The organism is Mesorhizobium sp. M1A.F.Ca.IN.020.06.1.1, from assembly GCF_004023265.1.
Classification (GTDB): domain Bacteria; phylum Pseudomonadota; class Alphaproteobacteria; order Rhizobiales; family Rhizobiaceae; genus Mesorhizobium.
In genome coordinates this window covers 1-10,034 of sequence record NZ_RZSR01000097.1, presented here as the reverse complement: position 1 = coordinate 10,034, position 10,034 = coordinate 1, and the positions used below count along the sequence as shown (strand labels likewise).

At 60.5% G+C, this 10,034-nt stretch carries 6 protein-coding genes and 1 pseudogene; 3 read left to right on the top strand and 4 right to left on the bottom strand.

Annotated features, from left to right (window positions below):
- A pseudogene (locus tag EOA60_RS37405) lies at positions 1–394 on the top strand (hypothetical protein); the annotation flags it as partial.
- On the top strand, positions 391–3,699 hold the full coding sequence (locus tag EOA60_RS06975; RefSeq protein ID WP_128311179.1) for a UvrD-helicase domain-containing protein: 3,309 nt from the start codon (positions 391–393) through the stop codon (positions 3,697–3,699). The pseudogene EOA60_RS37405 and the gene EOA60_RS06975, both read left to right, overlap by 4 nt.
- Positions 3,700–3,817: 118 nt before the next feature.
- Here the strand turns inward: EOA60_RS06975 and EOA60_RS06970 are convergent, their stop codons facing one another.
- The 4 genes from EOA60_RS06970 to EOA60_RS06955 form a co-directional block, all read right to left on the bottom strand.
- On the bottom strand, positions 3,818–4,807 hold the full coding sequence (locus EOA60_RS06970; RefSeq protein ID WP_127335866.1) for a hypothetical protein: 990 nt from the start codon (positions 4,805–4,807) through the stop codon (positions 3,818–3,820).
- Between the two features lie 56 nt (positions 4,808–4,863).
- Positions 4,864–5,733, bottom strand: a complete 870-nt coding sequence (locus tag EOA60_RS06965; RefSeq protein WP_127335867.1) for a nucleotidyl transferase AbiEii/AbiGii toxin family protein — start codon at positions 5,731–5,733, stop codon at positions 4,864–4,866.
- Positions 5,721–6,776 (bottom strand): type IV toxin-antitoxin system AbiEi family antitoxin, encoded by a 1,056-nt coding sequence (locus EOA60_RS06960; RefSeq protein ID WP_245479278.1) that lies wholly within the window; start codon positions 6,774–6,776, stop codon positions 5,721–5,723. The genes EOA60_RS06965 and EOA60_RS06960 overlap by 13 nt, the downstream gene beginning before the upstream one ends.
- Before the next feature lie 1,214 nt (positions 6,777–7,990).
- A complete protein-coding gene (locus EOA60_RS06955; RefSeq protein ID WP_128311176.1) occupies positions 7,991–9,400 on the bottom strand; it encodes a hypothetical protein in 1,410 nt (469 codons plus the stop codon).
- Between the two features lie 14 nt (positions 9,401–9,414).
- Here EOA60_RS06955 and EOA60_RS06950 point away from each other — a divergent pair, with 14 nt between their 5' ends.
- Complete coding sequence (locus EOA60_RS06950; protein WP_164899208.1) at positions 9,415–9,903, top strand: hypothetical protein; 489 nt, start codon at positions 9,415–9,417, stop codon at positions 9,901–9,903.
- Positions 9,904–10,034: the final 131 nt, after the last annotated feature.

The window sequence follows — 10,034 nt, the reverse complement described above, 5'->3', positions numbered from 1 at the left end:
CTATAAGACCGGCCTGACGCCGCGCAACATCCGTGACGTGATCCTGGACGGCGGGGCGGAAGTGCAGCGCGCGCTCTACGCCATCACGATCAGGCAGCTCATCCCGGAGGCCAACACCATTATCACCCGGCTCGTCTACCTCGACACGATGGGGCCTGCAGCAGGCCTTGATGGCGAGATCCTCGAACGGGCGGAGGAGACGCTGCTGCGCTTCATCGACATCGCGGTCGAAGGGCTGAAAAGCGGCGCCGCCTATCCGGGGCCAGACGCGTTTGCGGGTTACAACGACCTCAGGATCGCACTGCCGGCAGCGCTCGATCGCTATCGGGGGCGGAAGGCGGAAGGCTTCAACGCCGCTCAGCAAAAGCTCGTGCCACTTTGGGATGAGCCATGATGCTGAGCGATGCCGTCGAGCGCAACCGCGTTCTGACCGAACTCGACAGGACTTTGCTGGTCGAAGCGGCGGCGGGCACGGGCAAGACATCGCTGATCGCCGGTCGCGTCGTCATGCTGATGCTGAACGGTGTACCACCTCGCGCTATCGCCGCGATTACCTTCACGGAGTTGGCGGCCAGCGAGTTGTCGCTGCGCATTCGCGAATATGCAACGCAACTGGTGACGGGCGACATCCCGAACGTCCTACGCGGCGCCGTCAGCCCTGAACTGCTCAATGAGAAAAGGGATGTCCTCAGCTCGGCGATCGGTGCCTTCGACGAAATGACCGCATGCACGATTCACGCGTTCTGCCAGCAGATCATCATGGCCCATGCCGTCGAGACCGGACTCGATCCCGGTTCGCAGATGATGGACGCGCCCACGGCAGATACGATGTTCGAGAGCGTCATCTCCGGCTGGCTGTTCGACCGTCTCTCTCACGGCATGCAGGAAGGCGAGGATCCAGTCGCTGTCCTCTCCAAGTTTGAGCCGCTGAAGGTCGTCAAGGACAGCTTCGATCTTGCCAAGCTGAAGCTTGCGCATCCCGTCGCCGGCACCGTCCCGGTCGACCTCTCGCTACGCAGGGACATCGACTTTGTCGAAAGCGTCCGCGCCTTTCGACGTTGGTACGCAAACTACCCCAAGGAGCGCAGCACCGGGGCGTTGATCGAGGAGTTCGAGACGCTCGCCGAATTCTACGAGAACTGTTTCGAGACTGAGCCGACCTTCGCCCGGCTGTGGGAACTCGCGGACCCGCCCCGCACGGATTCGATGAAGTGGAACGAGTTTACATTCACCGAGCCGCGCAATCTTGGTCGCTGGAAGTCGGCTTATGGGAAAGACGATGGTCCGGGACTCTCCCAGCAGGCCGACGAGCATTTCCGTGCCTGTGTGGACCGGTTTTCTGATCTGCTCGGCCAAATTGGCGATGCCATGGTCGGCCAGATGTCGCGTGCCCTCGATCCGGTCACGGACCTCTACAGGCAACGCAAGGAAGACGCCGCTGTTCTCGATTTCGATGATCTGCTGCAGCGCGCCCATGCCCTCGTCACCACTAACGATATCGTGCGCGCCGCGATAGGTGAGCGGTTTGCGCACATCCTCGTCGATGAGTTTCAGGACACGGATCCGATACAGGCCAGCATCCTGTTTTCGATCTCGGCTCGCAGCATGCCCGACCGATGGCAGAACGCGGACCTTCGCGATGGGGCGCTGTTTGTCGTCGGCGATCCCAAGCAATCGATCTACGCGTTCCGCGGGGCCGACATCGATAGCTACAAGCAAGCGAAGCAGGCCATTACCCGTCTCGGCGCTGATCGCATCATCCATATCGGTGCCAACTTCCGCTGCCAGCCAGGCATCATCGACTACGTGAATCGCGTGTTCCAGCCGGTTCTCGATGCAGACGGCCAGCCAAGTTATGGCGCACTCACGGCCACGCGCGAGGGAGCACTGCACGGACTCGCCTGCGCGTCGCATGTGGCTATAGGCGACGGTCGGAAGGCCAAGATGGCGCAGCAGCGGGATGACGAGGCGGTCGTAATTGCTCAGATCTGCTCAAAGCTCGTCGGCGCCATCGAAATCGAAGACGAGCATAGCGGAGAGCGCCGCTCTCTCGAGGCGGGCGACATCGCGCTCCTGGCTCCGACCGGCACAGAGCTCTGGCGCTATGAGCGCGCCCTGGAAGCACTCGGGCTTGCCGTTGCGTCGCAGGCCGGCAAGACGCTCTTCCTGCAGCAGGAGACCCAGGACGTGCTGGCGCTGTTGCGCGCGCTTGCGGACTCGCGCGACCGGCTTGCATTCGGAGCTTTCATGCGCGGACCGATGGTCGGCCTCACGGACGAAGAGCTGCTCGACATTGCCGAAGAGGTCCATCAGGCCGGCCCCGAGGCCTCCCCCACCGGCCTGTTCGACATCACGACGCCGCCGGTCTTGGTATCCCATGGCGTCGCCCGCTCCGTCCTTGAAACCCTGCAGAAACTTCGCGCGCGCGTGAACGTCACAACGCCGCGCCTACTCCTAGCCGAGGCGATCGAGCAGCTCCAGTTGCGTGTCGCGCTGTCAGCGCGGAGCGGCAACAATCGCGCGGCGCGCTCGCTTGCCAATCTTGATCGGATTGTGGAGCTCGCGCGGCCCTTTGACGTTCGAGGCTTCAGGGCCTTCGTCCGCCATCTCCAGTTCGATTGGGATCGCCGCGCCTCGCGCCAAGAAGGACGGATCGACGCGTCGAGGGACGCGGTCGAGATCGTGACCATTCACAGCGCGAAAGGTCTCGAATGGCCCGTGGTGATCCCAATCAACATGGGGACACAAGCAAGGCCATCGGACCGATTTGTGCATCGGCATTCCGACAACACGCTGCATTGGGTCATAGGGGGCGTTTCGTCCTCGGCGCTTACGCTTGCCCGCGAGGAGCAGGCGCGGCGTCAGGCGCTCGAAAATCAGCGCATGTGGTACGTCGCGTGCACGCGCGCCCGAGACCTGTTGATCGTGCCCTATCTTTCCTCTGCGGGACCCGCTGCCTGGTCGAAATTGGTCAATCTCCGATTCGATCTCCTCGAAGAAGTGAAGCTTTATGCGCTCGCGCCACGACCGACCACCGGCTCCGAGGCCGTGGTGGTAGCGCAGGACGCCGACGCATTCGCGCGGCAGGCTGCTGTCGTCAGAGCCGCGACGCCGCCATTGCGCTGGGTAAATCCTAGTGTTCATGACGCCGATCGGGCAGAGATCCTCACCCCGGCCGTGACAGTCGAGCCAACCAGCACGTTCGAATATGTCGAGCCGATTGGCGCCGGCAGGATTCGGGGGCTGATCCTGCACAAGCTCATGGAAGAGCTTTTGACGGGAGAGCTCTCACCGGATGATGATGTTGCCCTCCGCGCCGAGCGCCTTCGCGATGAGCTTCTCACCATTGAGCCCACCGACGAGGTCCCTGATCCGGGCGAACTCGCGGCGACAGCGCTGCAGACGTTTCGGCTTTCCTATGTGCAGCGCCTCCTCCCTTTCCTTGTACCGGAGCTGTCTGTGTGGAGTGAGTTGGACCCCGGCAATCTTCTTGCAGGCCGTGTCGACGCGATCGCTATCGAGGGCGGTACGGTCCTGGAGGCTCTGGACTGGAAAAGTGATCGCGACACCTACTTGCACCGGGCCGCGTATATCCAGCAGTTGCAGCGCTATCTTCGGGCGACCTCGGCGCCACGCGGCGCGATCATATACATGACCACGGGAGAAATCGTGCCGGTTCTGCCCCAGATTGAAGCCTAATAGTTACGGTCGCCCGCATGTCCGCTTTGGGTTCGGCGAACGAACATGACGTAGTCGCGGGAGCGATCGCCACCTGACACCTGGTGCTGAGCAAAAATACAAGCCGCTCCGTCGTCTTTCACGCTGCCCACAGAGATGATGGCGAAACAGAAATCGCTCTCTTTGCTTCGAGATCGACGATGAATTCCGCCCACAGCTTGCGGCCGAGACGCGCGGCGCAGTAGCCCGCCGCCATGCATGAAAATGCTCGAAGCACCATGGTAAGATCGCCGACAAAGGTGTCGAGCAGCTTGGGTACGGACTTACCGTAGCCGAGATAAATCGCGTCGCGATAGTTGGCCTTTCCCCGATAACGCGAAGCCTGATGGAGAAAGGCAATGCTCCGCTTTGCATATGCAGCGTCCCGCAGCCGGCGGGCAGCAGAGGTGCGAAAACTGTCCACACCGAGATCCCTGAACTCACGGCTCGCGCGGACACGTTCCCTGATATTCCATTGTTCCCAGTCTGCCGTCCCGGCGAGATATTCAGCAATGCAGCCCCAGCCTTGCTCATCGGACACAGGCTTGACGGTGAGAGAATGCTTGCCGCGGCTGCGTGGCACGGCGAGTTGCCTCTTCACCTCAGCGTCGGTCAGATTCGAGATCCTGTCCGCGAAAGGTGGCATGACGAGGCCAGTAGCGGCAAACTGCCGATCCCATTGTTGAGCCGTTGCAGCATGGGTATCCGGGAACGATCCATCGCCCGCGGCAATCATGGCCGAAGCCGCGCCGTAGACTCCATAGTACCAGGCGACTATTCCGATCCGTGCCACATCGGCCTTGTTCGGTGCAAGCTCGATCGCCGTCAGAGCCGCGATCTGATGGAGCGCGAAGAGCATCTGTTCACAGACGGTATTGATCTCCCGATCTGTCATAACCCGGCGCTGGACCGATGCGTAAAACCTGCTCGCTGTCGCGAAGCCCACGTCCGAGGCGACCGAGGCGATGGCAAGTGCCCGGATCCAGTGGATCGCCGACGGTAACGCGAAACGAGCGTCCGGGACATCGTTGGGCTCCTCCGCAAGCGTGCCATGCTCAAGCATGCGCCCGTACAAGGAAAATTCGCTCACGCCGGTAGCCCCCATCGAAATCCCGGGTCAGAACTCTCGCGTCCCGTTACCCGCCATCAGCCTCTCAAGCCGAGCGCTCTCAACCAGGCATCGACCTGTCCAAAGGCATCCTGTTGCCATTGTTCGGCAGAGCGCCCCTCAAGAATGTCGGTTTCGGCCACGAATTTACGAACGCTCGTGGCACCGTAGCCTTCGACCGTGTCGAATTTGTTCGATATGTACTGATAGCCTTGCGCGCCGCTCTTATGCTCGAGCACGGGCTTGCAGGCTTCGGCTAAGGCTTCCGTGCCGCCGGGATAGTTCCGGATGCAATAATAGACATCGTATGCGTCCTTTTGCTTATGGCGGCCATTGAGGGCGTAGCCCTTCATAGCCAGCAAGGCAGGGATCGAACATACCGCAACCTCGACACGATTTGTGCCGCCCTCGGGCATGTCACCTGAGATCGCCACGAGCTGATAGAACCGCAACGCAAGATCCGCCCCGTCGGCGCGCTGAACGGCAAAGTCACTCAAGATCGGAGGGCTGTTCTTAACGATTTCGGCATGACGCGGCATGAGGAAATCAACGACAATGTCGATGGGCGGCCCGCCGTCGTCCACCGCGACCTTACGGACAAGCTGGAAGCGTCGAAGCTCCTCGCGCTGCTTGTAGCCTTGTCCCATCAACGCCTCGACCAAGATGACGTACTCGCCATCGCCCAGTGCCTCGGCATCGAGACTGAGATCGACGTCGAGGGTTCCGACGTGGGGCATGTCCTCATTGTCGAGAAGCAGCCAGGGAACCGCTCCGCCGACCACGGCGAACTTCCCTTTGAAGCTGCCAAGGATCTGTCCGATTTCGACCAAGACTCCCTTCACGGCTTTGGTCGTGCGGTCTTCGTAGTCGGCGGCGGATTGAGGTTCGGGCGGGACTACTTTCGCCATGAGAGGGTTTCCCTTCTTAGATGGTCGGCGGCTTCCGCCCCTCGCTCTCCAGCGATGGCAAGGTCGAGGTAGGTCTGCACAGGGCTCGTGCAGACCACTCCAGGGGTCGGCACCACGGTATCGTTGAACAGGCCGCGATCCTTCAGGACTGTGATCACGACATTCGCCCCTGATGCTACTGGGGATAGTTTCAGCTCATCACGCAGACGCTGGAGACCAGTTGGATCCGCGTAGAAATATTGCGTGGCCACGCGCCCATAAGGCGCCAACCAATGCGCCGCTGAAAATGATGCATAGACAGCGGTCGCGTCCGGTCCGGCATTTAGCGTCCCTTGTGCCGAGTTTTCGAAGGATTGGCCATGGAGTGTCGTGTAAAAGCCCATTCGCTCGCCTGCCGGAGGCTCATAGGCTTCGCGCCATGCATCCAGGAGCCGATCGGGCTGCGACAGCCGTAGGCCCTCATCGGTGATCTCGGCCCACTCGCGATCGACCAGCTCGGTTCGGATATTGCTGACGTGTCCGAGGCTTACATCCGATGCTTGCGCGAGATCCGCGACACGCCACGCGCGATGAGGATCACGAAGGAGTGCCCGCAGGACTTGTGCCGATTTTGGTTTGAAGATGGATTTTAGGCCGCGTTGGATGGCTGGTGGCTTCGCTTCCACCTGGCGCTCTATGAATACGGCGTCGAAGGCGACCCGCGCATTGCCAACGAGATCGAGAAAGCCGACCTCAAAGTCACGGCACAGGGCCTGCGCGTCCTGAGATAGGTACGGCGCGATGAAGATCGGGATTGCAGGCGGGTTAAATTGGTCTGCCGCTTTCCTAAGCTGAAGGAGCGCGGCCCGGACGTACCGTGGCTGCCCAACAGACTTGACCTCGCAGGCCAGCCGGCGGCGATGTCCATCGACGCTGAACTCGGCTAGAATATCTACGTCGCGGTACCGAGGGGGCGCCCGCTCGATTTTCTCGACCTGTATGATAGGGACGCCTTGCAACAGCGAACCCACTGCTTCGGCCGCGCGGTCCTCCAGGTCTTTCATTGATTCACCTGATTTCAGCATTTGTTGAAAATGGGGCGAGAAATGAAATTTGTCAAGGTGTTTTCATTAGAAGTGACCTTTTCAGCGAATGCTGAAACCCCTGAGGACGCTGAATACACTCACTAGGTCGCCGTCACTGTCGTTCGTATTGCGCTCAGCTGAAATGCTTGGGCGAGGCCGCCATCGCTTCCGGCAGAGCGCGAAGAGGCGATGCTGCAGGAGGATTTAGGCCCCGGCAGAACCTCGGCTGATCCGCCTCGCAGAACGCTGCGTTTGCTGCGAGCGCTCGCAGCAAGGTCGGCTGCTAGTGATTGCGATGGAAGCGTCGCCCTTCGACGCCCGCCTGAACCAGGAGGTAAGTGCGCACGGTATCCGGTCCACTCGCGGCAAACGCCATTCGAACCGCCGTGGCCTGGCTGGCTAGATAGATGTCGATTTCGCGCGCGTATCGATCGTTGAGCTTTAGACGATCAAGCACGTGGTCGAGTCGCGCCCGTGTCGCCCCTTCAAGTTCCACGTTGGGATCAATATCAAAGCTGACCGTGAGCCCACCATTGTCAAGGAAATGTTAGCCCGGAGGAAGTCGAGGTCCGGGATTGCTTCCAGGTATGGAAGGAAGAACTGTTCCTCACGAAAAATCGTCCCAGTTGTCCTGCTGCAGGGCGAACTTGGTCGAGAAAGCACCGACACCCTTTCGGCTTGGAGGCAGGACACTGACAACCATCGACGCCGCTCCCTGTCAGGCACTTAGACGTTGTGACACGACGTCGTTGACGCCGCGAAAACGCACTTTCGGCGAGGCTCTCCGGGCACTTGCGCAACGGCGACGGTGGGTAACATAGGTCACGTAAACCGCCTGCATCATTTCCACGGAGAACCGGAACGCCTCATCGGCTCGAATGGCGAAGTCGTCGAAGTCAGCGGATCGCCCGAAAAGATTCCCTCTGCGTCACCCGCGAAGTAGTGGAGTTCACCGCGGCACGGGCGGGTGCCTTGGCAGGCTTCTTTCCGAAACGATACTCGGCACACGGCCTCCCGTAGAGATCTCTGGAAATCATTGAAAAAGAAACTGTGGCGCACTACGCAAGGCCATCATCGAGATCAAGGATGCGCCGTGCCTCCCGGAGCAGCCAGTCGGCATGGGCGTCGCCTTCATCGATTTCCCAGCCTTTTGCCTTAGCGAGCTCATATCCAACGATATCGCGTGTTTTGGATCAGGGCCAACCCATAAGCTTCATTGTGGCTTTGACCTCAGCGAGGGCCTCAATCGCACGCGATCGATGATCTTCGAAATCCTCGATGGCTTCAAGCAAGGGTGCGTTCGCGATTGCCAACGCGGCAGCTTTCTCGAAGTCGACCTGATGGGCCGAATGCGGCGTGGCGCCTTCAACGAGCTCGCGCAGATCGTCCAATGTAAGGCTTTGTTCCTCGAATCCGGCCGTTCGCCGTAGGAGCTCGGCTGTGATATTGCGGCAATCGTGACAAATCAATGCCCGACGATATGAGCCGATGATGAATTGGCTTGTCGCGTCACTTCGGCGGCGAACGAGGCTCTCTTCGTTATCCTCTGGAAGATAGTCGAGGACCCGGTGGATACGGGCGGTCCAGAGGCCCCGATTCGATCTCCGACAGATTTCGCGTTTCGATCTACCGCAACATGGGCACAGCCAATTCGGACCGGCCTGCCCCCAGGTTTTCGTCTCGTGCTGGGCGGCCTCCACAGCCGCGAGTTCGGCGTCGTTGGGGGCCTGCACCTTTGGCCGACCCTTGGGCTTAGGCGATCGGCCCGCACTGTCGTTGGAGAGCGAGCGCATCTCTATGAGCGTACCCAGCCTATGACGATAACCTGACGGCGCAGCGGAGGAGAAAAGACGATAGATGATATCGCAATCTTGAGCGGGGCCGAGAAGCCGCTGCCCCGGCGCAACCTCTCGACGGTGCCGCCCGCTGGCGATCCGATGCGCCATGCGTGTTGCGAAATCGATCCGGTCGGCAAAGTCATCCTTGGCGGCTAGCCAAGCCAGCCGCGCCTTTTCGGCATCGATTTCGTGGACGCGGTTCGCGCCTACCGTAATGAACGTGGCAATTTCGGATGGCGCAAAGGTGAAGTCGCCCTCGATCTCCGTCGTGAGCTCCAGCTTGGCCCTACCCTCAGCAAAATTGCAGTCGATGCAGATGAGCGTTGGTTCGAACCGCTCAACAAGCGGCATCAGAGCATCCTTCGTGCGACTGATCTGAATGTTGACATCCCGGTCCTCGCTTCGAGGATTGCGCTCGCGGTAAATCCGCTTGGCGCGATCCGCGACATGATCGTGGTGGAACTCGAGCCGACAGAGCAGAACGCCGCCAGAGCTTAACCTGGCGAGCTGTGGCTTCTCGCGCCGGCAACACGGACAGCTCCATCCGGTCCAAGTCGACGCCCACCCGCTGTTGAGATCTAGTTTCGTCGTTCCGAAACGCGCCAACAAATCCTTGGTCTGAATGCTCCACCGGCCGTCGCGCATGTGCGCAATCTCGGCCAGCCGATCGTCCGGTAGGCTGTTGATATTGGGAACCTCGAAAGCGACGGTCTTCTCCTCGCTCACAGGCCCGGGAATGTTGGAGTCGTCGATGCCGATGCTCAACTGAGGTGACCTTGTTGCAGGCGGCGGAGGAACATCCGGGCGGTGACCAGCGCGATGTGCAGACGGAAGGTGCATTGATCCTCGTCGGACAAGCCGGGATGGGATCCTTCCGTGTGGAGCATCTTCATAAGACCTTTGAGGAAATTCTTACCGTCGGGCGTCCATTCATTCCGCTTGATGGAAAGAAAACCAACCTCGTCGCTGGCGAGGAGTGCACGACGGTTCTCGGCGGTCTGCGCGCGCGCCGCGCCGGCCGGATCGATTTGACGCGCGATATCATCGAACAGGCCCTCCATGAAGGTCCTGAGCTGGGCGTTGGCGGCCGCCCACTCGCCGCGCGTATGCGTCTGGATGGCGTGATCGAGATGGCCAGCTGCGGTGGTGAATCCAAATGCTTCAGAAGCAATCGGACCTCATCGTCAGTGGCGGGAAGATCGATTTCGCTCGGCAGCGCGGCCCGAATGGTCGGTGGAACACCCCACTCACCCCAAACGATCACGTAGCCGTCCCGTGCGAGACCTCGCTCGAAACCGCTCTGGAGGAAGTCGTTAGATGCGGATCGGCAAAATCCGACTGCTTCGCCCACAAAGGCCTCGGCCAATGACAAGGCTCCATCGACCGTGTCGATGACATT

Bases quoted from the DNA above. Each gene is read 5' to 3' on its own strand.
- EOA60_RS06965 (WP_127335867.1), bottom strand. From the start codon at position 5,733: ATGGCGAAAGTAGTCCCGCCCGAACCTCAATCCGCCGCCGACTACGAA.
- EOA60_RS06975 (WP_128311179.1), top strand. From the start codon at position 391: ATGATGCTGAGCGATGCCGTCGAGCGCAACCGCGTTCTGACCGAACTC.
- EOA60_RS06960 (WP_245479278.1), bottom strand. From the start codon at position 6,776: ATGAAAGACCTGGAGGACCGCGCGGCCGAAGCAGTGGGTTCGCTGTTG.